General features: G+C 41.2%; 23 protein-coding genes, 3 pseudogenes and 2 riboswitches. Of the genes and pseudogenes, 21 read left to right on the plus strand and 5 right to left on the minus strand.

The window, feature by feature from the left end; all coding sequences use genetic code 11:
• Positions 1 to 151 precede the first annotated feature (151 nt).
• The 9 genes from thiM to thiE (HT693_RS03165) all read left to right on the plus strand — a co-directional run bounded on the left by thiM (position 152) and on the right by thiE (HT693_RS03165) (position 7,183).
• Positions 152 to 934 (plus strand): hydroxyethylthiazole kinase, encoded by a 783-nt coding sequence (gene thiM / locus HT693_RS03125; RefSeq protein WP_172924809.1) that lies wholly within the window; start codon positions 152 to 154, stop codon positions 932 to 934.
• A 1-nt stretch (position 935) separates the two neighbouring features.
• On the plus strand, positions 936 to 1,565 hold the full coding sequence (gene thiE / locus HT693_RS03130; protein ID WP_055386815.1) for a thiamine phosphate synthase: 630 nt from the start codon (positions 936 to 938) through the stop codon (positions 1,563 to 1,565).
• A 115-nt stretch (positions 1,566 to 1,680) separates the two neighbouring features.
• A riboswitch (TPP riboswitch) is annotated at positions 1,681 to 1,769 on the plus strand.
• A gap of 157 nt (positions 1,770 to 1,926) precedes the next feature.
• Positions 1,927 to 2,487 (plus strand): ECF transporter S component, encoded by a 561-nt coding sequence (locus HT693_RS03135; protein ID WP_000915290.1) that lies wholly within the window; start codon positions 1,927 to 1,929, stop codon positions 2,485 to 2,487.
• The gene (locus HT693_RS03140; RefSeq protein ID WP_172924811.1) at positions 2,488 to 3,873 is read left to right on the plus strand and encodes an ABC transporter ATP-binding protein; all 1,386 of its coding nucleotides are present in this window, start codon (positions 2,488 to 2,490) and stop codon (positions 3,871 to 3,873) included.
• 1 nt (position 3,874) lies between these two features.
• Positions 3,875 to 4,525, plus strand: coding sequence for an energy-coupling factor transporter transmembrane component T (locus tag HT693_RS03145; protein WP_054386264.1), 651 nt, complete (start codon positions 3,875 to 3,877; stop codon positions 4,523 to 4,525).
• A 10-nt stretch (positions 4,526 to 4,535) separates the two neighbouring features.
• The gene (gene tenA, locus HT693_RS03150; protein ID WP_054386265.1) at positions 4,536 to 5,225 is read left to right on the plus strand and encodes a thiaminase II; all 690 of its coding nucleotides are present in this window, start codon (positions 4,536 to 4,538) and stop codon (positions 5,223 to 5,225) included.
• Between the two features lie 5 nt (positions 5,226 to 5,230).
• Positions 5,231 to 5,755 (plus strand): energy coupling factor transporter S component ThiW, encoded by a 525-nt coding sequence (gene thiW / locus HT693_RS03155; protein ID WP_054386266.1) that lies wholly within the window; start codon positions 5,231 to 5,233, stop codon positions 5,753 to 5,755.
• The gene (locus HT693_RS03160) at positions 5,755 to 6,558 is read left to right on the plus strand and encodes a hydroxyethylthiazole kinase (protein WP_138705137.1); all 804 of its coding nucleotides are present in this window, start codon (positions 5,755 to 5,757) and stop codon (positions 6,556 to 6,558) included. Before thiW ends, HT693_RS03160 begins: the two co-directional genes overlap by 1 nt.
• Positions 6,551 to 7,183 carry a thiamine phosphate synthase gene (thiE, locus tag HT693_RS03165; protein ID WP_054388068.1) on the plus strand — a complete coding sequence of 211 codons (633 nt, stop codon included), beginning with the start codon at positions 6,551 to 6,553 and terminating at the stop codon, positions 7,181 to 7,183. Before HT693_RS03160 ends, thiE (HT693_RS03165) begins: the two co-directional genes overlap by 8 nt.
• A 205-nt stretch (positions 7,184 to 7,388) precedes the next feature.
• On the opposite strand, the gene thiD is transcribed toward thiE (HT693_RS03165), so the two are convergent.
• The gene (gene thiD, locus HT693_RS03170) at positions 7,389 to 8,180 is read right to left on the minus strand and encodes a bifunctional hydroxymethylpyrimidine kinase/phosphomethylpyrimidine kinase (RefSeq protein ID WP_050262174.1); all 792 of its coding nucleotides are present in this window, start codon (positions 8,178 to 8,180) and stop codon (positions 7,389 to 7,391) included.
• Between the two features lie 83 nt (positions 8,181 to 8,263).
• Positions 8,264 to 8,361, minus strand: a riboswitch (TPP riboswitch).
• A 183-nt stretch (positions 8,362 to 8,544) separates the two neighbouring features.
• Here thiD and HT693_RS03175 point away from each other — a divergent pair.
• From HT693_RS03175 to spxB, 4 genes are all read left to right on the plus strand, one after another.
• The gene (locus tag HT693_RS03175; protein WP_050223498.1) at positions 8,545 to 8,940 is read left to right on the plus strand and encodes a CopY/TcrY family copper transport repressor; all 396 of its coding nucleotides are present in this window, start codon (positions 8,545 to 8,547) and stop codon (positions 8,938 to 8,940) included.
• 10 nt (positions 8,941 to 8,950) lie between these two features.
• A complete protein-coding gene (locus tag HT693_RS03180; RefSeq protein ID WP_000935054.1) occupies positions 8,951 to 9,322 on the plus strand; it encodes a cupredoxin domain-containing protein in 372 nt (123 codons plus the stop codon).
• A gap of 9 nt (positions 9,323 to 9,331) precedes the next feature.
• Positions 9,332 to 11,575 carry a heavy metal translocating P-type ATPase gene (locus HT693_RS03185; protein ID WP_138705136.1) on the plus strand — a complete coding sequence of 748 codons (2,244 nt, stop codon included), beginning with the start codon at positions 9,332 to 9,334 and terminating at the stop codon, positions 11,573 to 11,575.
• Positions 11,576 to 11,780: 205 nt separating this feature from the next.
• Entirely contained in the window at positions 11,781 to 13,556 is a 1,776-nt protein-coding gene (gene spxB / locus HT693_RS03190) for a pyruvate oxidase (protein ID WP_023941447.1), read from the plus strand.
• A gap of 121 nt (positions 13,557 to 13,677) precedes the next feature.
• Here spxB and HT693_RS03195 read toward each other — a convergent pair.
• A pseudogene (locus HT693_RS03195) lies at positions 13,678 to 14,463 on the minus strand (IS630 family transposase).
• A gap of 40 nt (positions 14,464 to 14,503) precedes the next feature.
• Here HT693_RS03195 and HT693_RS03200 point away from each other — a divergent pair.
• Together HT693_RS03200 and manA are read left to right on the plus strand one after the other, a co-directional pair.
• A pseudogene (locus HT693_RS03200) lies at positions 14,504 to 14,824 on the plus strand (family 1 glycosylhydrolase); the annotation flags it as partial.
• A 120-nt stretch (positions 14,825 to 14,944) separates the two neighbouring features.
• Positions 14,945 to 15,889, plus strand: a complete 945-nt coding sequence (gene manA, locus HT693_RS03205) for a mannose-6-phosphate isomerase, class I (protein WP_172924814.1) — start codon at positions 14,945 to 14,947, stop codon at positions 15,887 to 15,889.
• Between the two features lie 40 nt (positions 15,890 to 15,929).
• Here the strand turns inward: manA and HT693_RS03210 are convergent, their stop codons facing one another.
• Positions 15,930 to 17,258, minus strand: coding sequence for a sodium-dependent transporter (locus HT693_RS03210; protein ID WP_345890520.1), 1,329 nt, complete (start codon positions 17,256 to 17,258; stop codon positions 15,930 to 15,932).
• A gap of 339 nt (positions 17,259 to 17,597) precedes the next feature.
• On the opposite strand from HT693_RS03210, the pseudogene HT693_RS03220 reads away from it, so the two are divergent.
• Positions 17,598 to 18,337 (plus strand): annotated as a pseudogene (locus HT693_RS03220) (MerR family transcriptional regulator).
• Between the two features lie 42 nt (positions 18,338 to 18,379).
• Here the strand turns inward: HT693_RS03220 and HT693_RS03225 are convergent.
• Positions 18,380 to 19,555 carry an NAD(P)/FAD-dependent oxidoreductase gene (locus HT693_RS03225; protein ID WP_172924818.1) on the minus strand — a complete coding sequence of 392 codons (1,176 nt, stop codon included), beginning with the start codon at positions 19,553 to 19,555 and terminating at the stop codon, positions 18,380 to 18,382.
• A 58-nt stretch (positions 19,556 to 19,613) separates the two neighbouring features.
• Entirely contained in the window at positions 19,614 to 20,459 is an 846-nt protein-coding gene (locus HT693_RS03230; protein ID WP_172924820.1) for a DegV family protein, read from the minus strand.
• Positions 20,460 to 20,583: 124 nt separating this feature from the next.
• Here HT693_RS03230 and HT693_RS03235 point away from each other — a divergent pair, with 124 nt between their 5' ends.
• From HT693_RS03235 to HT693_RS03255, 5 genes are all read left to right on the plus strand, one after another.
• Positions 20,584 to 21,141: a TetR/AcrR family transcriptional regulator gene (locus tag HT693_RS03235; protein WP_000004139.1), complete on the plus strand. Its 558-nt coding sequence runs from the start codon at positions 20,584 to 20,586 to the stop codon at positions 21,139 to 21,141.
• A gap of 18 nt (positions 21,142 to 21,159) precedes the next feature.
• Complete coding sequence (locus HT693_RS03240) at positions 21,160 to 21,627, plus strand: cytidine/deoxycytidylate deaminase family protein (RefSeq protein WP_000136976.1); 468 nt, start codon at positions 21,160 to 21,162, stop codon at positions 21,625 to 21,627.
• An 88-nt stretch (positions 21,628 to 21,715) separates the two neighbouring features.
• Positions 21,716 to 22,345 carry a uracil phosphoribosyltransferase gene (upp, locus tag HT693_RS03245; RefSeq protein ID WP_000515974.1) on the plus strand — a complete coding sequence of 210 codons (630 nt, stop codon included), beginning with the start codon at positions 21,716 to 21,718 and terminating at the stop codon, positions 22,343 to 22,345.
• Between the two features lie 173 nt (positions 22,346 to 22,518).
• Positions 22,519 to 23,109 carry an ATP-dependent Clp protease proteolytic subunit ClpP gene (clpP, locus tag HT693_RS03250; RefSeq protein WP_000613477.1) on the plus strand — a complete coding sequence of 197 codons (591 nt, stop codon included), beginning with the start codon at positions 22,519 to 22,521 and terminating at the stop codon, positions 23,107 to 23,109.
• Between the two features lie 78 nt (positions 23,110 to 23,187).
• Positions 23,188 to 23,475 (plus strand): YlbG family protein, encoded by a 288-nt coding sequence (locus tag HT693_RS03255; RefSeq protein ID WP_000462127.1) that lies wholly within the window; start codon positions 23,188 to 23,190, stop codon positions 23,473 to 23,475.
• The last annotated feature ends 25 nt before the right edge of the window (positions 23,476 to 23,500 follow it).

A 23,500-nucleotide genomic window follows, 5' to 3' on the forward strand; every position in this document is an offset into this window, starting at 1 on the left:
GTGCTTTGAGCAACCTGCGGTTAGCTTCCTAGTTTGTTCTTTGATTTTTATTGAGTATAAATCATTCAATGTAACTGAAAAATTTCTTAACGAAAGATAGAGATAAACCGAAATCAGTAGATCGTATAAAGTGAAAAGGAAGGAATTCAATATGACAAGTTTAAAATTATTAAAAGAAAAAGCACCATTGGTCATTTGCATCACCAATGATGTGGTAAAAAATTTCACAGCAAATGGATTAGTAGCACTAGGTGCATCACCAGCTATGAGCGAGTACCCAGCAGACTTAGAAGATCTATTAAAATATGCTGGAGGATTATTGATTAACATTGGGACTTTAACGGATGATAATTGGAAATTATACCAAGCTGCTCTGAAAATTGCAGAGAAATATAATGTCCCAGCAGTTTTAGATCCTGTAGCCTGTGGAGCAGGAGAATATAGAAAAAAAGTAGCAGATGATTTAATCAACAATTACAAACTAGCTGCGATTAGGGGGAATGCTGGAGAGATTGCTTCTTTAGTAGGTATAAATGTGGCATCTAAAGGAGTAGATAGTGCTGGTGTGGATAATATTGATGAGATTGCTCTAGCAGCCAACGCTAAGTTTCATATTCCAATAGTAGTGACTGGAGAAGTTGATGCGATTGCTGTTAATGGAGAAGTGGTAACGATTCATAATGGTAGTGCCATGATGCCAAAAGTCATTGGGACAGGATGTTTATTAGGGGCAGTGGCAGCAAGCTTTATCGGACTAGAAAAAGGTCAAGAATTGAAATCATTAGAAACAGCAATGTTGGTTTACAATATCGCTGGAGAAATGGCAGAAAAACGTCCAAATGGACATCTTCCTGGAACATTTAAAGTTGAATTTATGAATGCCTTATACGAGATTTCAGATGAAGATGTAAAGGAATTCAAAAGAGTGAAGTAAAATGTTTCATAAAGAATTACTAAAACTATATTTTATTTGTGGAACGGCTACTTGCCAAGGAAAAGATCTATATAGAGTCGTTGAGGAAGCCTTAAAAGGTGGTATAACCTTATTTCAATTTCGTGAAAAAGGTGAGGGAGCCTTAGAAGGTAAAGAAAAAGTCGAAGTAGCAATTAAACTACAGGATCTTTGTAAAAAATACAATGTTCCGTTTATTGTTAATGATGATATTGATTTGGCGATGGAAATTGACGCTGATGGCGTACATGTAGGACAAGATGACCTTGGAGTTGATGAAATTAGAAAATTGATGCCAGATAAAATAATTGGTCTTTCTATAAAAAACGAGAAAGAATTTCAACAGTCAAAAGTTGAATATGTAGATTATGTTGGTGTTGGTCCTGTATTTGATACCCAGTCAAAGGATGATGCTGGAGGTGCTATAGGTTATGAAGGTCTTAAATTGATGAGAAAACTATTGCCACAAATGCCCTTAGTTGCAATTGGTGGGATACAGACGCAACATATTAAAGACATTATGAAGACTAATATGGATGGTGTTTCAATCATTTCAGCAATATCGTATGCAAAAAATATAGAAAAAACTGTTCGGGAAATGAGTGAACAATAGGTATCTATCTAACCCAAGAAAGATCTGCTGTCTTTGTGAGTGCAAGGCTGTATTTCCAGTTCAATTTCTTGAATTGTAATAAATCATTTGTTATAATAGTTATATAATTAAATAATAAAGACATTTGGGGTGCTTTAGGCTGAGATGATACCCATTGAACCTGATACAGTTAAGACTGGCGAAGGGAAATGTGAAATGTTTTTTTCGTATGTCGAAAAGAACGGTCTAATCTTGTAAGCTAAACTCTAATTCCTATCTGTAATTAGAGTTTTTTCTTTTACGAAACTGGATGAAGGTGATATAAACCTTTTGGTAGCTCACCTTGAGTGCCCCACTTTTCTTTAAAAAAAAGGAGTTTTTTATGTTGAAAAAATGGCAGTTAAAAGATGTTATCTTGCTTGCTTTCTTGTCTATCTTTTTTGGTGGCGTTTTTGTGGGTTCAGGATATGTGTATAATATTCTCAGCCTACTCTTAACACCTCTTGGTTTACAGGCTTTTGCCAATGAAATCCTCTTTGGACTCTGGTGTATGGCTGCGCCCATTGCGGCCATCTTTGTTCCGAGAGTCGGAAGTGCAACGATTGGAGAAGTGCTAGCTGCGCTTGCTGAAGTTCTTTATGGTAGCCAATTCGGTCTAGGTGCCCTTTTGTCTGGCTTGGTTCAAGGTTTGGGAAGTGAACTTGGTTTTATCGTAACCAAGAATCGCTATGAAAGTTGGCTCTCTCTAACTGCCAATAGTATTGGGATTACGCTTGTTAGCTTTGTCTATGAATACATTAAGTTAGGTTACTATGCCTTCTCCCTTCCTTTTGTCCTTTCCTTGCTAGTGGTACGTTTTATTTCTGTTTATTTCTTCTGTACCATTTTGGTTCGTGCCATTGTCAAACTCTATCATCAGTTTGCAACTGGAGGAAAGGCATAGATGGGTCTGGAATTACGGGAGATTCAGTCCCCAATTTTTTCGGAACCGATTGATTTTACTTTTCATGATCAAGCCTTTACCTTGTTAGTTGGGAGCAGTGGTTCTGGAAAATCGAGTCTCTTTCAAATGATTGCCCAAGTCAGTTCTCTTCCCTATAGAGGTCAAGTACTGATAGATGGGAGCGAGGTCAGTCAGCTTTCTATCATCGAACGTGTCCAGACGGTTGGTATTCTCTTTCAAAATCCCAATCATCAATTTACCATGGAGAACTTGTTTGAGGAGCTGGTTTTTACCTTGGAAAATATCGGTCATCCTGTTCAAGAGATTGATTCTAAAATAGCAGGGGTGGTCCAGCAATGTCGCTGCAAGGCAATCTTGCACCGTCCCATTCATCACTTATCAGGTGGGGAAAAGCAAAAGGCTGCCTTGGCTGTTCTCTTTGCCATGAATCCTAGGGTCTATCTCTTGGATGAGCCCTTTGCTTCCATTGATCGCAAGAGTAGGATAGAAATCTTGGAGATTCTAAAAGAGTTGGTCTCTAATGGGAAGACAGTCATCCTGTGCGACCATGATTTAACGGACTATGAAGCCTATATCGACCATATGGTGGGGCTAAGAGATGGCCAACTAAGGGAAGTGTTTCAAATCCCCACCTCTGAGATGACACAGGTTGCTTCAAAGAAAGTTGGTTCTAGCTCAGAACTATTCCATATGGATCGAATGACTTGTGAGCTGGATAAGCGCTCCCTCTTTTCGATTGCGGATTTTACATTTTACCAAGGAATTTCCTGTATTTTGGGTGATAATGGTGTTGGGAAATCAACCCTCTTTCGCTCCATTCTTCAATTTCAAAAGTATAAGGGACGCATTACCTGGAAGGGGACAGTCCTGAAAAAGAAAAAGAGTTTGTACCGTGACCTGACGGGTGTTGTTCAGGAAGCTGAGAAACAGTTTATCAGAGCCAGTCTGCGAGAGGAACTTCAATTAGATGGACCTGATTCTGAAAGAAATCAGCGTATTCTTCAAGCCTTACGATATTTTGATCTGGAGCAGTCACTCGATAAGAGTCCCTATCAATTAAGTGGTGGCCAGCAAAAGATTCTTCAGCTCTTGACCGTCTTGACTAGTAAGGCTTCCGTGATTTTGCTAGATGAACCTTTTGCAGGTTTGGATGATAGAGCCTGCCATTATTTCTGTCAGTGGATTGTGGAGGAGAGGAATCAAGGAAGAAGTTTTTTGATCATTAGCCATCGTTTAGATCCTTTGATCTCTGTGGTTGATTATTGGATTGAGATGACTAGTCAGGGTCTCAGTCATGTGAAAGAAGTGACCATTGCCAAACCACTCACATCTCAGAGTAGCAATACTCAAGGGGAGGTGAGATAGTGTGGTCAAAGTAGCAACCCAGACACCAATTATCAGTCTCTTCTTGCTGATCTTATCCTTGGAAACATCTTTCATTCCTTCGATTGCTCTGAATCTTTCGGTAGTCGCATTTTGTATTCTCTTTATGCTCTATTACCGTCGATTTAAAATGTTAGCTTGGATGATCATACTTGCCATTTTACCATCTTTTGCCAACTACTGGGCAGTTCAGTTACACGGAGATGCTTCACAGGCAGTCATGCTTGGAACGAGGGCCTTTGTGACCGTTTGTATTGGCCTTGTCTTTATTTCTTCTATTTCCCTAAAAGAGCTTCTCTTGTACTTGGCTCAAAAGGGGCTATCACGGTCATGGGCCTATGCCTTGATTGTGGTATTCAATTCCTTTCCCCTTATCCAGAAAGAAATCAAATCCCTCAAAGAAGCTTGCCTATTACGCGGTCAAGAACTACATTTTTGGTCGCCCTTGATTTACAGTAAGGTTTTGATGACGGTCTTTAGGTGGCGCCATCTTTACCTGAGAGCTCTATCGGCGCATGGATATGACGAACATGCACAGGTGGAGAATAGCTATCGGACTTTTTATATTCCTCAAAGGACAATATTTATCTACCTGTTTTTCTTTTTATTACTTCAAACCAGTCTATTTTTATAAAGGAGTTATTATGGAATTTACAGATATTGCGATGAAATTATCCAAGGAAGCTTGGCAGGCTTCCTTTCATCATCCCTTTATTTTACAATTACAAGAGGGAAATTTAGACCTTGCCATTTTCCGCTATTACCTGATTCAGGATGCCTACTATCTGAAGGCATTCTCAGAAATCTATCACCTTTTGGCTGATAAGACTTCAAACCAAGAGATGAAAAGACTCTTGAAACAAAATGCTCAGGGTTTAGTGGAGGGTGAGTTATTTATCCGCCAACAATTTTTCAAGGAATTGGAAATCAGCGATCAGGAAATGGAGCAACATCCAATCGCTCCCACCTGCTATCATTACATTTCTCACATTTATCGGCAATTTGCAGAGCCAAACTTGGGCATTGCCTTTGCAAGTTTGCTGCCTTGTCCTTGGTTATACCATGATATAGGCAAATCACTTAATCTTAAACCATCACCAAATCCTCTCTACCAACAATGGATTGAAACTTATATTACGGATGAGTTAGAGCAGCAGATCAGAGAGGAGGGAGCGCTGGTCAATCAACTCTATCGAGAAAGTGACGAGACAGACAGGAAAAAAATGCTAGATGCCTTCCACATCAGTGTTCATATGGAAGCCAAGTTTTGGGAAATGGCCTACCAACACCAGACATGGAAGAGCGATTTACAGTCTTTAGAAAAAGGAGAATAATAAACATGAGAAAGCACCAATTACAAGTTCACAAATTAACCATTTTATCTATGATGATTGCCCTTGATGTAGTCCTTACACCTATCTTTCGGATTGAGGGAATGGCACCGATGTCCAGTGTAGTCAATATTCTAGCAGGAATCATGATGGGACCTGTTTATGCCTTGGCTATGGCTACAGTGACAGCTTTTATCCGTATGACAACTCAAGGGATTCCACCTTTAGCTCTTACAGGAGCAACTTTTGGAGCCCTCCTGGCAGGTCTCTTTTATAAGTATGGTCGAAAATTTTACTTTTCTGCCTTGGGAGAAATTGTGGGAACAGGTATTATTGGTTCTATTGTTTCCTATCCTGTTATGGTACTCTTTACAGGATCGGCTGCTAAGCTTAGCTGGTTTATCTACACTCCTCGATTTTTCGGAGCAACCTTGATTGGTACAGCGATTTCCTTTATTGCTTTTCGATTTTTAATCAAGCAGGAATTCTTTAAAAAAGTGCAGGGATATTTCTTTGGTGAAAGGATAGAATGATGCAGGAATTGATAAATCCTTTTCCTCTGGGAACGAGTTCTCTTATTCACTGTATGACCAATGAGATTTCTTGTGAGATGCTGGCAAATGGGATTTTGGCTCTGGGATGCAAACCTGTCATGGCAGATGATCCCCGTGAGGTTCTTGATTTTACTAAGCAAAGTCAGGCTCTCTTCATCAATTTGGGGCATTTGTCAGCTGAGAAGGAAAAAGCAATCCGTTTGGCAGCTTCTTATGCAGCTCAAGTTTCTCTCCCAATGGTAGTAGATGCGGTTGGCGTAACAGCTTCATCCATTCGTAAGAGCTTAATTAAAGACCTTTTAGATTATAGACCTACGGTCCTTAAAGGAAATATGTCGGAAATCCGAAGTCTTGTTGGCTTAAAACATCACGGCGTTGGGGTCGATGCGAGTGCTAAAGATCAAGAAACGGAGGATTTGCTTCAAGTCTTGAAAGACTGGTGTCAGACCTATCCTGGTATGTCATTCTTAGTCACAGGTCCCAAGGACCTCATCGTTTCGAAGAATCAGGTCGCTGTACTGGGAAATGGCTGTGCAGAATTAGACTGGATAACAGGGACAGGAGACTTGGTTGGAGCCTTGACAGCCGTTTTTCTCAGCCAAGGAAAAACTGGTTTTGAAGCTTCTTGCCTAGCAGTCTCTTATCTCAATATCGCTGCTGAGAGAATAGTTGTTCAAGGAATGGGATTGGAAGAATTTCGTTACCGAGTACTCAATCAGCTTTCGCTTCTAAGGAGAGATAAAAACTGGTTAGATGCCATCAAAGGAGAGGTTTATGAATAGAGAAGCACTTAGACTATATCTGGTAACCAATCGCTATCAAGATTCCGTGGAAAGCTTTCTTGCAAAAGTTGAGACTGCCTGCCGTTCAGGGGTTACCATAGTCCAATTGCGAGAAAAAAATCTCACAACCAATCAATATTATCAGCTGGCAAAACAAGTCAAGGAAATAACAGATGCTTATCAGGTACCCTTGATAATCGATGATCGGTTGGATGTTTGTCTTGCGGTTGATGCAGCAGGTCTGCATATCGGAGATGATGAATTACCCGTTTCGGTTGCCCGACAAGTCTTGGGACCTGATAAAATCCTAGGTGTCACCGCTAAAACGGTTAAAAGAGCTCTGGAAGCAGAAACATCAGGTGCAGATTACTTGGGGACAGGAGCCATTTTCCCAACTACCACCAAGGAAAATGCACCTATCACCCTGATTTCAACCTTGAAAACAATTTGTCAAACGGTCGCCATTCCAGTAGTTGCTATTGGCGGCTTGACATCAGAGAATATTGATCAGCTTATGGGCACGGGTATAGCTGGTGTAGCTGTAGTGCGTGATTTGATGCAAGCAGAAGATATTGAGGCAAAAACGCAAGCCTTTTTAACAAAGTTGCATGACATTATTTCCTAACTAATACTCAATGAAAATCAAAGAGCAAACTAGAAAGCTAGCCGCAGCTTGCCCCAAGCCCTGCCTTGAGGTTTTAGATAAGACTGACGAAGTCAGCTCAAAACAGTGTTTTGAGGTTGCAGATGGAAGCTGACGTAGTTTGAAGAGATTTTCGAAGAGTATAAAAACTCTCTAATTCCCTTAAAGTGGGAACTAGAGAGTTTTTTTAATCTTTAAAGCTTGTATGGTTGACTGGGCCAGAACCATGACCGAGTTGAGGGGCGTCTTGGATGGCTTTTGTGATAAAGGCCTTGGCCTTATCAACTGCCTGGTAAAGGCTCTTGCCCTTGGCTAGTTCAGCCGTAATCACTGCAGCAAAGGTACATCCAGTACCATGGGTGTGACAGGTTTGAATTCGTGGGCTTTCCCAGACAAATTGATCATCCTTGGTAAAGAGGAAATCCTTGGCACCGCCTTCGAGATGCCCGCCTTTAATAACAACGGACTGAGGACCAAATTCTTTTAAAATCAGGCGACCAGCACGCTGCATGTCTTCGGGGTCATGGATTGAAAAACCAACAATCTCTTCTGTCTCAGGAAGATTTGGCGTAATAATAGTTGCTAGAGGTAGTAAGTTTGTTTTGAGATAGTCTCTAGCAACTGAGTCGATCAAGGCATCTCCGCTAGTCGCTACCATAACTGGATCTAAAACATAGGGACAATCCAGCTTTTTAAGATAGGGCTGGATGATTTCCATGATTTCGGTAGTTGCCAACATCCCAGTTTTTACAGCCTGAGGTGGAATATCAGAAAAGACACTGTCCAATTGGGCTTTCAACATTTGAGGAGAAACGTGCTCGATCAATTGAACACCTCTGGTATTTTGAGCGACAAGACTGGTTACAACAGCCATTCCATAGACATCTCTAGCTTGGAACGACTTTAAGTCAGCCATAATGCCAGCACCACCACTAGGGTCAGTACCTGCAATGGTCAAAGCAACGGGTAAATAAGTCATCTAAAACCTCCCAACCAACTGAAGTTTGTATTCTTAAGAACAAGCTAATCTGTTTCAGGAAGGCAATAGAAGACTGCTAGTCCCCATTATCATTTCCACTTCCATCAGCTAGCATTACCTAGATTGAGTCAAAGGGTCTAACAGTCGTTAATCTCAGCTTTACGCACCCCTAGTGGTTGTTTTCTTTTTTCTTTAGTATAGCATATTTTTATTGTTTATATAGTAATATTTGACTGCAAATCGTTTTTCAAATGATTAAAATCCTATTTTTCGAAGAAAATATTATTTCTATAATTGACAAATGTAGATTTTAAGAGTATACTGATGAGTGTAATTGACAAATGTAGATTTTGGAGGTATGGTAATGCAGATTTCAGATGCAGAATGGCAGGTCATGAAGATTATTTGGATGCAGGGGGAGCAGACCAGTACGGATTTGATTAGGGTTTTGGCAGAGCGGTTTGACTGGTCCAAGTCCACGGTTCAGACACTTTTGGCTCGTCTAGTTGAGAAAGAGTGTTTGACTCGGAAAAAAGAAGGCAAGTCCTTTGTTTATTCAGCGCTTTTAACTCTAGACCAAAGTCGGGATTTACTTGTCCAAGATATCAAAGACAAGGTTTGTTCCCGTAGGATTAAGAACTTGTTGGCTGATTTGATTACTGAATGTGATTTTACTCAGGCTGACTTGGAAGACTTGGAAGCTGTGATTTCTGAGAAGAAATCAAACGCTATGACAGAAGTAAAATGTAATTGTATGTAAAGGAGACGTCATGTTAAATAGTATTGTAACCATTATTTGTATTGCCCTTATCGCGTTTATCTTGTTTTGGTTTTTCAAAAAGCCTGAAAAATCTGGACAAAAGGCCCAGCAAAAAAAGGGCTACCAAGAGATTCGAGTGGAAGTCATGGGAGGCTATACGCCTGAGTTGATTATTCTCAAGAAATCAGTGCCAGCCCGCATTGTCTTTGATCGTAAGGATCCTTCACCTTGTTTGGATCAGATTGTCTTTCCAGACTTTGGTGTACATGCGGACCTGCCTATGGGGGAAGAGTATATAGTGGAAATCACGCCTGAGCAGGCTGGAGAGTATGGTTTCTCTTGTGGCATGAATATGATGCACGGTAAGATGATTGTAGAATAGGAGAATGATATGACTGAAATTGTAAAAGCAAGTCTTGAAAATGGTGTTCAAAAAATCCGTATCACAGCAGACAAAGGCTACCATCCAGCCCACATTCAACTGCAAAAAGGAGTTCCTGCTGAGATCACCTTTCACCGTGTGACACCTTCAAACTGTTATAAGGAAATTCTGTTTGAAGAAGAAGGCCTCTTGGAACCAATCGGCGTGGATGAAGAGAAGACAATTCGTTTTACCCCTCAAGAATTAGGTCAACATGAATTTTCTTGTGGTATGAAGATGCAAAAGGGAAGTTATACAGTTGTTGAGAAGACTCGAAAATCTTTATCACTTATCCAGCGTTTTTGGATTACTAGTATCTTTACTGTGCCTCTTGTGATCCTCATGATTGGGATGTCGACAGGAGGAATTAGTCACCAAGTCATGCGTTGGGGCACCTTTTTAGCCACAACACCGATTATGCTAGTAGCAGGTGGTCCTTATATCCAAAGTGCTTGGGCTAGTTTTAAAAAGCACAATGCCAACATGGATACCTTGGTTGCGTTAGGAACCCTAGTGGCCTATGGTTATAGCCTAGTTGCCCTCTTCGCTGGTCTCCCTGTTTACTTTGAAAGTGCTGCATTTATCTTCTTCTTCGTTCTTTTGGGAGCCGTTTTTGAGGAGAAAATGCGGAAAAATACTTCCCAAGCTGTAGAGAAATTACTAGATTTGCAAGCTAAAACTGCAGAAGTCTTGCGTGAGGGTAACTATGTTCAAGTCCCCTTGGACCAAGTCAAGGTAGGCGATCTGATTCGGGTGCGACCTGGTGAGAAGATTGCTGTTGATGGTGTCGTAGTAGAAGGTGTCTCTAGTATTGACGAATCCATGGTGACAGGTGAGAGTCTGCCTGTGGACAAGACAGTTAGAGATACTGTCATTGGCTCAACCATCAATCATAGTGGAACGCTTGTCTTTAGAGCAGAAAAAGTTGGCTCAGAGACTGTTTTGGCTCAGATTGTGAATTTTGTGAAGAAAGCTCAGACAAGTCGTGCGCCGATTCAGGACTTGACGGATAACATTTCAGGGATTTTTGTCCCAGCAGTTGTCATTTTAGGGATTGTGACCTTTTGGGTTTGGTTTGTCTTGCTCAGGGATAGTGTGGTCGTGCTTGGAGCGAGTTTTGTCTCTTCTCTTCTCTATGGGGTGGCGGTTTTGATTATCGCCTGCCCTTGTTCCCTAGGACTTGCAACACCGACAGCTCTTATGGTGGGAACAGGACGCAGTGCCAAGATGGGAGTTCTCCTCAAAAATGGAACGGTTCTACAGGAAATCCAGAAAGTTCAAACTCTTGTCTTTGATAAAACAGGGACCTTGACGGAAGGGAAACCTGTGGTCACAGATATCATTGGCGACGAGACAGAAGTGCTTGGATTGGCAGCTTCCTTGGAAGAAGCTTCTCAACACCCACTGGCTGAAGCCATTGTGAAACGAGCGAGTGAAGCTGGACTTGAGTTTCACACTGTGGAAAATTTCCAAGCCTTGCACGGAAAAGGTGTCTCAGGGCAAATAGCTGGAAAACAAGTTCTGCTTGGAAATGCTAAAATGCTGGATGGCATGGATATTTCAAGTAATTATCAAGATAAACTCGAAGAACTGGAAAAAGAAGCTAAGACAGTTGTGTTTTTGGCTGTTGACAATGAAATCAAAGGCTTGCTTGCTTTGCAAGATATTTCCAAGGAAAATGCCAAGCTAGCCATCAGTCAGCTAAAAAAACGTGGCCTTAAAACAGTCATGTTGACAGGAGACAATGCAGGTGTGGCGCGTGCTATTGCAGATCAAATCGGAATCGAAGAGGTCATTGCAGGTGTCTTGCCAGAAGAAAAAGCCCATGAAATCCATAAACTACAAGCGGCTGGCAAAGTAGCCTTTGTTGGGGATGGTATCAATGACGCTCCTGCCCTTAGTGTAGCAGATGTGGGGATTGCTATGGGAGCTGGAACAGATATCGCCATCGAGTCGGCAGATTTAGTGTTGACAACCAATAACCTCCTAGGAGTGGTTCGTGCCTTTGACATGAGTAAGAAAACTTTTAATAGAATTCTGCTCAATCTTTTCTGGGCCTTTATCTACAATGTCGTTGGAATTCCGATAGCAGCAGGAGTCTTTTCAGGTGTTGGACTGGCCCTCAACCCAGAACTGGCAGGTCTAGCCATGGCCTTTAGTTCAGTATCTGTTCTGACCAGTTCCCTTCTGCTAAATTTTAGTAAAATAGACTAAAAGTAATGACTAGTTTCCTTTGTTATAAAACAGGAATGATAGCATTTTCAAAACTGTGTTAGAATAGAAAGTAGAGAGTTTTGAGCAGATTTTTAGAAAAGTCAACATAAATATGATATAGTGGAATAGTAAAAATTTGGAGAACGTTTCCAATTCTATGTAATCGTATTCTCCAAGTCTAAAAAATTGAAGGAGAGTTATCACTATGACTCAAGGAAAAATTACTGCATCTGCAGCAATGCTTAACGTATTGAAAACATGGGGCGTAGATACAATCTACGGTATCCCATCAGGAACACTCAGCTCATTGATGGACGCTTTGGCTGAAGACAAAGATATCCGCTTCTTGCAAGTTCGCCATGAAGAGACAGGTTCTCTTGCAGCGGTTATGCAAGCTAAATTCGGTGGCTCAATCGGGGTTGCAGTTGGTTCAGGTGGTCCAGGTGCGACTCACTTGATTAACGGTGTTTACGATGCAGCTATGGATAACACTCCATTCCTAGCGATCCTTGGATCACGTCCAGTTAATGAATTGAACATGGATGCTTTCCAAGAATTGAACCAAAACCCAATGTACAACGGTATCGCTGTATACAACAAACGCGTAGCTTACGCTGAGCAATTACCAAAAGTAATCGACGAAGCTTGCCGTGCTGCAGTCTCTAAAAAAGGTCCAGCTGTTGTTGAAATCCCAGTAAACTTTGGTTTCCAAGAAATCGACGAAAACTCATACTATGGATCAGGTTCATACGAGCGTTCATTTATCGCTCCTGCTTTGAACGAAGTTGAAATCGACAAAGCTGTTGAAATCTTGAACAATGCTGAACGTCCAGTTATCTATGCTGGTTACGGTGGTGTTAAAGCTGGTGAAGTGATCACTGAATTGTCACGTAAAATCAAAGCACCAATTATCACAACTGGTAAAAACTTTGAAGCTTTCGAATGGAACTATGAAGGTTTGACAGGTTCTGCTTACCGTGTTGGTTGGAAGCCAGCCAACGAAGTGGTCTTTGAAGCAGACACAGTTCTTTTCCTTGGTTCAAACTTCCCATTTGCTGAAGTTTACGAAGCATTCAAGAACACTGAAAAATTCATTCAAGTTGATATTGACCCTTACAAACTTGGTAAACGTCACGCCCTTGACGCTTCAATCCTTGGTGATGCAGGTCAAGCAGCCAAAGCAATCCTTGACAAAGTGAATCCAGTTGAATCTACTCCATGGTGGCGTGCAAACGTGAAGAACAACCAAAACTGGCGTGATTACATGAACAAACTCGAAGGTAAAACTGAGGGTGAATTGCAATTGTATCAAGTTTACAATGCAATCAACAAACATGCTGATCAAGACGCTATCTACTCAATCGACGTAGGTGACACTACTCAAACATCTACTCGTCACCTTCACATGACACCTAAGAACATGTGGCGTACATCTCCACTCTTTGCGACAATGGGTATTGCCCTTCCTGGTGGTATCGCTGCTAAGAAAGACAATCCAGATCGCCAAGTATGGAACATCATGGGTGACGGTGCATTCAACATGTGCTACCCAGACGTTATCACAAACGTTCAATACGACCTTCCAGTTATCAACGTTGTCTTCTCAAATGGTAAATATGCCTTCATCAAGGACAAATACGAAGACACAAACAAACACTTGTTTGGTTGTGACTTCTCTAATGCTGACTATGCGAAAATCGCTGAAGCGCAAGGTGCTGTAGGATTTACAGTTGACCGTATCGAAGACATCGATGCAGTTGTTGCAGAAGCTGTTAAACTCAACAAAGAAGGTAAAACTATTGTGATCGATGCTCGCATCACTCCACACCGTCCACTTCCAGTAGAAGTACTTGAATTGGATCCAAAACTTCACTCAGAAGAAGCTATCAAAGCCTTCAAGGAAAAATACGAAGCAGAAGAACTCGTACCATTCCGTCTCTTCTTGGAAGAAGAAGGGTTGCAATCACGCGCAATTAAATAATTCCTCTCGCCGAAAATCAAATATGAAACTTGTAGACTTTATTCTTTGATTTTCATAGAGCGGAACTTTAAAAGATCGGAGCAATCCGGTCTTTTTATTATAAAGAAATTGCATATAATACTCATATGCTTTCAAAAAGCATTCTAGTCCATCTCCGATTAACGATGGACTTTATCACCTCCTTCTCCAGTCCTTGTATAACATCTTGAAGTTGATTCATGATATCTTCCAATATGGGCATCAACAGCTCCATAACAATAGCGAAATTCTCGTATATAGTGACTATGGACATGTGGACCTACTCCCCATTGGAGCCCAACAAGATCCCAGTTTACTGATTCTACCGAAACCAGCCTCATCTTGGTACATCAAGCGAACCTTACGAAAATGCCTACTGGTTTTAAAGCGCTTTCTTTTCTTCTTGAATTGAGATTTTATTTTTAGACTCGACAATGGTTTGAGCGTCTGCTTTCTTGGGATGTTCTGGATGTGGCCTAATATTTCGCCAACCATGGCGCTTCAAGAGTTGATAGAAGGCATCACGTGTGTAGGAAGTACCTAACTCCTTTGTATAAGCCTGAAATAAGGCATCAATTGTAACAAATTCTCCTGCCTCTGCAGCCTTCAAATGACGGGCAAGAAAGGCTTTCTCTTCCTCAACTGTCATATATGCGTGGTTACGACCACCACGTATTTCTTGAAGGAGAGAATCGAGTCCGAACTCCTCATATTTTTTTACAGTTGGCCAAATCGTTGTTTGATTACAGTCTAAAAGCTCTATAATCTCTTTATAAGATTTACCCATCAGACGAAATAGAACGATTTGAAGGCGTTTATGATATTTAGCTGTACTAGAGTCTTTTAAAAGTGTTTTGATAGCTTGGATTTCTTCTTTAGTTGATTTCATATTACTACTATATAATGCTTTTTGATTTTAGTTTAGTATTATCGTAGAAAATGGACTCGGTGCTATGGATAAACCGGATGAGAATGGTTATGTAGCAGATGACTATCGGATTACTTACTTAGAGGCCCACATCAAGGCCATGCGAGATGCCATTTACCAAGACGGGGTTGACTTGCTTGGTTATACGACTTGGAGATGTATCGATCCGGTTTCAGCTGGCACAGGGGAAATGAATAAGCGCTATGGCTTTATCTATGTAGATCGAGATAATGTAGGAAATGGGACTCTCAAACGTAGCAAGAAGAAGTCCTTCTATTGGTACAAGGATGTCATTGATAGCAATGGAGCAAGCATCGAGTAGAGCACATTTGTTTACTATTTTTATAAAATCTTCTCCCTGCTTTATAAGATTTAAAAAAGAGTTCAAATGGAACTCTTTTTTTGTTATAATGAAGGAAGAAAGATCAGACAGGAGAATAAAATGTCAGAACCATTATTTTTACAATCAGTGATGCAAGAAAAAATCTGGGGTGGAACCAAGCTACGTGATGAGTTTGGCTACGACATCCCAAGTGAAAAAATCGGAGAATACTGGGTCATCTCAGCCCATCCAAATGGTGTCTCTAAAGTTGCCAATGGTCGTTACGAGGGAACAGACCTAGCTATTTTGTATGCGGAACACCGTGAATTGTTTGGCAATCGTCCTGAGCCTGTATTTCCGCTTTTGACCAAGATCCTCGATGCCAACGACTGGCTCAGTGTCCAAGTTCACCCAGACGATGCTTATGGACTCGAGCATGAAGGCGAACTCGGAAAAACAGAATGCTGGTACATTATCGCAGCGGATGAAGGTTCAGAGATTATCTACGGTCACAATGCCAAGTCAAAAGAAGAACTCCGCCAGCAAATCGAGGATAAGAACTGGGATACCTTGCTTACCAAAGTCCCTGTCAAGGCTGGAGATTTCTTCTATGTACCAAGTGGCACCATGCATGCTATTGGTGCTGGCATCTTGATTCTTGAAACCCAGCAGTCTAGCGATACCACCTATCGCGTCTATGACTTTGACCGCAAGGATGATAAAGGCAACTTGCGTGAACTTCATCTTGAAAAATCCATCGATGTCTTGAGCATTGGTGAGCCAGCAAATAGCCGTCCTGTGACTGTCAAAGCTGATGATTTACGCTCAACTTTACTTGTCTCTAATGATTTCTTCGCAGTGTACAAGTGGGAAATTACTGGAAAAGTTGACTTTGAAAAGACAGCTGACTACAGCTTATTGAGTGTCTTAGCTGGTCAAGGTCAGCTAACTGTTGATGGGAAAAATTATCCAATTCAAAAAGGCAGCTACTTTATCCTACCAAGTGATGTTGAATCTTGGACTCTGGAAGGGCAAGGTTTAGAAGTGATTGTTAGCCATCCATAAAAAAGAAAGGGCCTGAGTTTACTACTCAAGTCCTTTTTAATTACATAAATTGGGCGATGAAGACCACGATGATGATGATTGGAATGACGAAACGAAGAAGGAAGAGCCAGACTTGGAACAGTCCCTGTTTCCATGCGGTTTCATCAAGATGGAGTTCCTCCATTGCAAGAGCCTTTTTAAAGATATAGCCTGTAAAAAGTGAAAGGCAGAGAGCTCCAAATGGCATGAGGAGATTGGAAACCAAGAAGTCCATAGCGTCAAAGAAGGTCTTCCCAAAGATGTGAGCATCCGCCATGACACCGTAAGATAGGGCTGAAGGAATGCCAAAGATAAAGGTCAAAATTCCTAAAATCACACTCCATTTGGCACGTTTGCTGTTATCCTGGTTGGTGACATTGCCCACATTGATCTCCAGCATCACGACAGAAGAAGTGACAGTCGCAAAGAGGAAGAGGACGTAGAAAATGGTTCCAAAAGGCATCTTGTCAAAGAGTTGAGGCAAGACGATAAAGAGCAAGCTCGGTCCCCCTTCAGACTGGATATTGAAGGGGGATCGAGCTTGGAAAATGGCGAGACCTGCCATGATGGATATCGAGATATTCATGGCTACGATGGAGATTCCTGACTGGACTAGATTGGTTTTCTTGTCCAAGTAAGAAGCATAGGTCAACATGACTGTAACCCCTAGTGAGAGGGCAAAGAAAGATTGTCCCAGAGCATAGAGGAGACCAGCGCTAGTCAGTTTTGAAAAGTCTGGTTTGAGGAAGTAAAGAACCCCTTCCATGGCATTTGGCAAACTGAGAGAGCGACCGATGATAAAAACAAAGATGATAAAGAGCAGAGGCATCATGACTTTCGAAGCTCTTTCAATCCCTTTTTGAACCCCACGTGATACAATGAAGATATTCAATAGGATAAAGGCTGCTTGAGCTCCCAGGGCAATGGCTGGATTTGAAATGATTGAAGTAAATAACTGAGCATAATCACCCGTTCCACCAATTTGGAACAATTTTCCAAACTCAATGCCTAGATAGACTAAAATCCAGCCACCAATAACACTGTAGAAAGATAAGAGGATAAAGAGGGCAAAGGCACCAATCCAACCGATAAAGTTGTACTTACTATTCTTGCCTAGTTTTCCAAAGGTTTTGATTGCTGAGACACCAGCGCTTCGGCCGAGAGCAAATTCAGCTAGCAAAAGGGGGAAACCGATTAGAATAGTGGAAATGAGAAAGACCAGTAAAAAGCCTCCTCCACCGTTAGCAGCAGTCATATAGGGGAATTTCCAAACGGCACCAAGTCCGATGGCTGAACCAGCAGATGCTAGGATAAAGCCCGGTTTAGACCCCCATTGCGATTTTTCAGACATAGTTAAACTCCTAAAATTAGTGTTACAAAAGAAAAAGCTACTGCCCTTGGCAAATAGCCTCATCAGTACTCAAAATGAGCGTTTCTTTTGATTGATAGACTTGACTATCCTATCATGTTTTCTAAGGTCTGTCAAGAAAACCATTTTCATGTTATGATAAAGTAAAAAATTTCGCAAAAACGCTTGACTCTGACCTAAGGGGAGGGGTTATACTATCAGTGTAATACTCTTCGAAAATCTCTTCAAACCACGTCTGCGTCGCCTTACCGTACTCAAGTACAGCCTACGGCTAGCTTCCTAGTTTGCTCTTTGATTTTCATTGAGTATAAGGAGGAAATCATGTACCATATAAAAGAAGCTGCACAGCTTTCGGGTGTCTCTGTCAAGACCCTGCACCACTACGATAAGATAGGACTTTTGGTTCCTTTAAAGTCGGAAAACGGCTATCGAACCTACAGTCAGGAGGATTTGGAACGTCTCCAGGTCATTCTTTACTACAAATATCTAGGCTTTTCTTTAGAAAAATAGCAGAGCTATTAAAGGAAGAAAGGACAGATTTATTGCCTCATTTGACCAGGCAGTTGGACTATTTGACTCGAGAAAGGGAACATCTGGATACCTTGATTTCAACCTTGCAAAAAACCATTCAAGAACAAAAAGGAGAAAGAGAAATGAGCATTCAAGAGAAATTTGCTGGATTTAACTACCAAGACCATCAAAAATACCACCAAGAGGCGGTAGAGAAATATGGACAAGAAGTCATGGACCAAGCGCTGGAGCGCCAGAAAGGTCACGAAGACGAGGCTACGGCTGCCTTCAACCAAGTTTTTCAAGCCTTAGCACAAAATCTTCAAGCTGGTCTGCCTGTAACAGCAACTGAAAACCAAGAGCAAACAGCCAAGCTCTTGCAAGCCATTCGTACTTATGGATTTGATTGTACTATTGAAGTATTCGGTCATATCGGTAAAGGCTACGTCTATAACCCAGAGTTTAAGGAAAATATTGACAAATTTGGTACTGGAACAGCCCAGTACACATCAGATGTCATTGCCCACTATGTCCAAACTCAAGCAAAATAAAATCGGAGGAGTAATCTTCCGATTTTTTCTATTAAAAGTTCTTTAATCATAATGCAGACTTCCCGCCACCCAGCCAGTACAGAGGGCAGAAGTGATGTTAAAGCCACCTGTGTGGGCGTTGATATCCATGACTTCGCCTGCAAAGTGGAGGCCAGGAACCAGCTTACTTTCAAGGGTTTTAGGGTTGATTTCCTTGAGACTGACACCACCTTTGGTGACAAAGGACTTGGCAAGAGACATTTTTCCAGTTACAGGAATTTTAAGTCCTTTAATGGACTGGACAAGTTGTTCTCGTTCCTTTTCAGTCAGTTGTTTGACTTTTTCAGGATATCCTTGTACAAAAAATTCGGCCAAGCGTTCTGGTAACAAGGTTTTTAAGGCATTTTTTAGAGCTTTTTCTCGATTTTCTTCTAGGAATTTAGCCAAGTCCTTCTCAGAAAGCTGAGGCAAAACATCCAGTGAGAGAATCTCCCCACCCTTGACAAAGCTAGACATACGTAGGGCAGCAGGGCCTGACAAACCAAAGTGGGTAAAAAGCAAATCGTGAGTGATGACACGCTTGCCATAACTTAGAGTCACATCATCCAGCGAAATCCCCTGCAAGGCCTTATGTGGAAAATCTGTTAATAAAGGACTTTCAGCAGCTTCAAGCTCGGTGATGGTGTGTTTAAAATGGCGAGCAATCTCGTGACCAAAACCAGTCGAACCAGTCGAAGGATAGGATTTTCCACCAGTTGTGACAATGAGTTTCTCACAAGTGAAGACTTGGTTAGCTGACTTCAGGACAAATTGCTCATCTACTTTTTTAACCGAAACAATTTCGGTTTGAGTAGCAACTTGACCACCTAGTTCAGTGATTTTCTTTTCCAAAGCTTCGATAATAGTCCGAGACTTGTCACTAGCTGGAAAGACGCGTCCGTGGTCTTCGACCTTAAGTTTAACACCATTTTCTGTAAAAAAGTTGATGATGTCATGATTATCGAACTGGGAGAAAACACTGTAAAGAAAGCGTCCGTTTCCAGGAATTCCAGCTAGTAGGTCGTCCAAGCTACCATTGTTGGTCACATTGCAACGTCCCCCACCAGTCCCAGCTAACTTTTTTCCAAGTTTCCGATTTTTTTCGATGAGGAGGGTTTTCTGTCCATAAAAGCTACTGGAAATCGTAGCCATCATACCAGCAGGTCCTCCACCGATGACAATAGTATCAAAATGTTTCATAGCTCTATTGTACCACAAAAAAACAAGAGATGATGGTTACCTCTTGTCAAGAATGCAATTAATCAATTTCATAGCCCATCAGCAGACCGCCATCTTCTGCATAGAAACTGCAGAGACCAGATGTTGGGAGAATTTTAATATCCGCCTGTGGGAAGGTTTCACGGATTCGGTCTGAAAGCTGTTGGCAACATTTCTCGTTATTGCGTTGGGCCATAACAATACGGCCACCAGCATATCCTGCTTTCACTAACTCTTCATAGGCTGCTTGAACTGACTTCTTTGCTCCTCTTGCTTTTTGTAGCAATTCGAGGGTTCCAGTTTCACTAGCTTCCCCAACCATACGGATATTTAGAAGGCCAACGACCGTACCGATAAGCTTGCTCAAACGGCCGTTCTTCACCAAGTTATCGACTTTGGCTAGGACAAAGAGCAACTTAGTTTTTTCTTGATAGGCGGTGATAGCTTCAACCACTTCTTCAAAAGATAAGCCCTGGTCAATCAAGTCATTTAATTTTTCTACGAGCAAGTCAACTTCTCCACCAGCAGACAAACTATCAATTACATGAATCTTAGTGTCAGGATGTTCTTCCAGATAAATATTCTTGGCCAGTTGCGCACTATTGTGACTACCAGAAAGAGTACCAGTGATGGTTACTAGGAAAATGTTTTTGGCACCTTCAAATGCTCGCAAATAATCATCTGGGCTTGGACAAGCCGATTTTGAAGCTTCTGCGGTTGCATACATGGTTTCCATCATTTGGTCAATGTCAAGACTGGCATCATCAACGAAGACCTGATCAGCTACTTGAATGGTTAAGGGGACGCTTACAAAGGTCGTGTCAATAGCTGGTGTCTCCAGTTGACGATAATCACAACCAGAGTCAGCAATAATTTTCCAAGTCATAGAAATTCTCCATCTTTGTCAGTTATACATTGACAAAGGTTCTGTCTTTTTTTACAATTATATCATGAAAACCCTTGAAACAAAAGCATCATCCGTCTGTTGTGACAAGTAGAAAGAAAATGTTATGTCTGAACGTAGAATCTCTGAAAAGTCTCTTGAAAATCTCAGAAAATCAAACCAAGAATCCAATTTATTAACCAGAGAAGCCATTGAAACAGCCCTCTTGCAACTCTTGGAAAAAAAGGAACTGACCAAGATTAGTATTTCTGAATTGGTCAAACGTGCAGGTGTTTCGCGTGCGGCCTTTTATCGCAATTATGACTCCAAAGAGGAAATTTTAGAGAGCGTCTTTAAACGAACTGTCCACAATATTATGGAACAGCTGCATCATTACGATTTAAAGACAGACCTTTATTTGGTTTGGGTTCACCTTTTCCGGGAGGCCAGAAAGGAAGCTAGAGTAATTCAATTGGCCTTGGATTACCATCTGGAAAAAATCTTTGTCCAAGCCATGCAGGAATTTCTAGAAAAATACCATGGGAAATCAAAAGGTGTCAGCTCTTATCTTCATTCCTTCTGGAGCTCAGCCATCGTCTCTGTCCTTCTAAAATGGATCAAGGATGGCATGAAGGTACCAGCTGAAAAGATTGCAGATTTAGGTTTACCATTTTTTAAAAAATAGAGAAAAAGGAGAAAAGAGATGACTGAAAAAAGACTGGCCTGGGATGAGTATTTTGCAGCCCAAGCCCTACTAATTGCCAATCGTTCCACTTGTAAACGTGCTAAAGTGGGCGCGATTCTGGTAAAAGATAATAAGGTTATTTCCACTGGTTACAATGGTTCGGTGTCAGGGACTGAGCATTGTATTGATCACGAATGTTTGGTCATTGAAGGCCACTGTGTTCGCACCCTTCACGCTGAGGTCAATGCTATCCTTCAAGGTGCTGAGCGTGGTGTTCCCAAAGGCTTTACAGCCTATGTAACCCATTTTCCTTGTCTCAACTGTACAAAACAATTGCTTCAGGTCGGCTGCAAGCGTGTGGTTTATATCAACCAGTACCGAATGGACGACTACGCCCAATACCTTTATCAAGAAAAAGGGACAGAATTGACCCATTTACCACTTGAGACAGTACAGACAGCTCTTAAAGAGGCTGATCTAATGTAAAAATTATCAAAAATAAATGGTTTAGAAAGATTTTTAAACCGTTTTTTGGTATAATAAGAAGAATAAATTGAAAGAAGGAATTCCAAAAATGGGAAAAATTGAAGTTATTAATCACCCACTGATTCAACACAAATTGTCAATCTTGCGTCGTACAGATACTTCTACAAAAGCTTTTCGTGAGCTAGTAGATGAGATTGCAATGTTGATGGGGTATGAAGTACTTCGTGATCTTCCACTAGAAGATGTGGAAATCGAAACACCAATTACAAAAACAGTTCAAAAACAATTGGCAGGTAAGAAATTGGCCATCGTCCCAATCTTGCGTGCAGGTATCGGGATGGTTGATGGTCTCTTGAGCTTGGTTCCAGCTGCTAAAGTTGGCCACATCGGTATGTACCGTGATGAAGAAACACTTCAACCAGTTGAATACTTGGTGAAATTGCCTGAGGACATTGACCAACGTCAAATTTTTGTAGTAGACCCAATGTTGGCAACAGGTGGCTCAGCAATCTTGGCTGTTGATTCTCTTAAAAAACGTGGCGCATCAAATATCAAATTTGTCTGCCTTGTATCTGCTCCAGAGGGTGTAAAAGCCCTTCAAGAAGCTCATCCAGATGTAGAAATCTTTACAGCAGCCTTGGATGAACGTTTGAACGAACACGGTTATATCGTTCCAGGTCTTGGAGATGCTGGAGACCGCTTGTTCGGTACAAAATAAGATCGAAAAGAAGAATGACTTGGAAAAGTATTTCCAGTCACGAAAGGAGGTTGGGTTTTTGTTTCTGTCTAATGAAAGCAGAGCAAAAATTTGACCTTTTTTGACCAAGATATTATAATAGTCTTATCTTCAGTCATTTGACCAACAAAATTAAAACTCAAAAGGAGAAATGAATGATTCCTGTAGTTATTGAACAAACAAGCCGTGGAGAACGTTCTTACGATATTTACTCACGTCTTCTCAAAGACCGCATCATTATGCTGACAGGTCCGGTTGAAGACAATATGGCTAACTCTGTTATTGCCCAACTGCTTTTCTTGGATGCCCAAGATAGTACAAAAGATATTTACCTTTATGTCAATACACCAGGTGGTTCTGTTTCAGCTGGTTTGGCAATCGTAGATACCATGAACTTTATCAAGGCAGATGTCCAAACCATTGTTATGGGAATGGCTGCATCTATGGGAACAGTCATCGCATCAAGTGGAGCAAAAGGCAAACGTTTCATGCTTCCAAATGCTGAATACATGATTCACCAACCAATGGGCGGTACAGGTGGTGGTACCCAACAAACTGATATGGCTATCGCTGCAGAACACTTGCTCAAAACTCGTAATACCTTGGAAAAAATCTTGGCTGAAAATTCAGGTCAGTCAATGGAAAAAGTCCATGCAGATGCAGAACGTGATAACTGGATGAGCGCCCAGGAAACACTTGAATATGGCTTTATTGATGAAATTATGGCCAACAATTCATTGAACTAATGATGATAGAAGGCAAACTCGACTGGGTTTGCTTTTTTTGGTATAATAGGGAGAGATTTCTTAGAAAGAGGATTTATCATGTTTGAAAAAGTCAATCGCTCTGGCTTGATTATCTATCTTTACTATAATCGTGATGCCAAAAAACTGCAGGATTATGGAGATATTACCTATCATTCCAAGAAACATCGTTACTTACAACTCTATGTTCCAACTCAAGAAGTGGAGCAATTGGTCGGGCGCTTGAGCAAGGAAAAGTTTATAAAAAAAGTCAGAGTTTGTCATATCCAAGAGTTAGAAACACCCTTTGTGGGCAATCTTTATCGAGAGGAAAACGTTATCATCGAAAAAGTTCAAGAAAAGTGTTGACAATTTTCTGATAATTCGGTATATT

It is taken from the genome of Streptococcus sp. 2154 (assembly GCF_013277255.1).
Classification (GTDB): Bacteria; Bacillota; Bacilli; order Lactobacillales; family Streptococcaceae; genus Streptococcus; species Streptococcus pseudopneumoniae.

Bases quoted from the DNA above. Each gene is read 5' to 3' on its own strand.
- HT693_RS03180 (WP_000935054.1), top strand. From the start codon at position 8,951: ATGTTAAATAGTATTGTAACCATTATTTGTATTGCCCTTATCGCGTTT.
- HT693_RS03175 (WP_050223498.1), top strand. From the start codon at position 8,545: ATGCAGATTTCAGATGCAGAATGGCAGGTCATGAAGATTATTTGGATG.
- thiE (WP_055386815.1), top strand. From the start codon at position 936: ATGTTTCATAAAGAATTACTAAAACTATATTTTATTTGTGGAACGGCT.
- spxB (WP_023941447.1), top strand. From the start codon at position 11,781: ATGACTCAAGGAAAAATTACTGCATCTGCAGCAATGCTTAACGTATTG.
- HT693_RS03235 (WP_000004139.1), top strand. From the start codon at position 20,584: ATGTCTGAACGTAGAATCTCTGAAAAGTCTCTTGAAAATCTCAGAAAA.
- tenA (WP_054386265.1), top strand. From the start codon at position 4,536: ATGGAATTTACAGATATTGCGATGAAATTATCCAAGGAAGCTTGGCAG.
- HT693_RS03255 (WP_000462127.1), top strand. From the start codon at position 23,188: ATGTTTGAAAAAGTCAATCGCTCTGGCTTGATTATCTATCTTTACTAT.
- HT693_RS03140 (WP_172924811.1), top strand. From the start codon at position 2,488: ATGGGTCTGGAATTACGGGAGATTCAGTCCCCAATTTTTTCGGAACCG.
- manA (WP_172924814.1), top strand. From the start codon at position 14,945: ATGTCAGAACCATTATTTTTACAATCAGTGATGCAAGAAAAAATCTGG.
- HT693_RS03210 (WP_345890520.1), bottom strand. From the start codon at position 17,258: ATGTCTGAAAAATCGCAATGGGGGTCTAAACCGGGCTTTATCCTAGCA.
- HT693_RS03135 (WP_000915290.1), top strand. From the start codon at position 1,927: ATGTTGAAAAAATGGCAGTTAAAAGATGTTATCTTGCTTGCTTTCTTG.
- thiM (WP_172924809.1), top strand. From the start codon at position 152: ATGACAAGTTTAAAATTATTAAAAGAAAAAGCACCATTGGTCATTTGC.
- upp (WP_000515974.1), top strand. From the start codon at position 21,716: ATGGGAAAAATTGAAGTTATTAATCACCCACTGATTCAACACAAATTG.
- HT693_RS03240 (WP_000136976.1), top strand. From the start codon at position 21,160: ATGACTGAAAAAAGACTGGCCTGGGATGAGTATTTTGCAGCCCAAGCC.
- HT693_RS03225 (WP_172924818.1), bottom strand. From the start codon at position 19,555: ATGAAACATTTTGATACTATTGTCATCGGTGGAGGACCTGCTGGTATG.
- HT693_RS03185 (WP_138705136.1), top strand. From the start codon at position 9,332: ATGACTGAAATTGTAAAAGCAAGTCTTGAAAATGGTGTTCAAAAAATC.
- HT693_RS03160 (WP_138705137.1), top strand. From the start codon at position 5,755: ATGCAGGAATTGATAAATCCTTTTCCTCTGGGAACGAGTTCTCTTATT.
- clpP (WP_000613477.1), top strand. From the start codon at position 22,519: ATGATTCCTGTAGTTATTGAACAAACAAGCCGTGGAGAACGTTCTTAC.
- thiD (WP_050262174.1), bottom strand. From the start codon at position 8,180: ATGACTTATTTACCCGTTGCTTTGACCATTGCAGGTACTGACCCTAGT.
- HT693_RS03230 (WP_172924820.1), bottom strand. From the start codon at position 20,459: ATGACTTGGAAAATTATTGCTGACTCTGGTTGTGATTATCGTCAACTG.
- thiW (WP_054386266.1), top strand. From the start codon at position 5,231: ATGAGAAAGCACCAATTACAAGTTCACAAATTAACCATTTTATCTATG.
- thiE (WP_054388068.1), top strand. From the start codon at position 6,551: ATGAATAGAGAAGCACTTAGACTATATCTGGTAACCAATCGCTATCAA.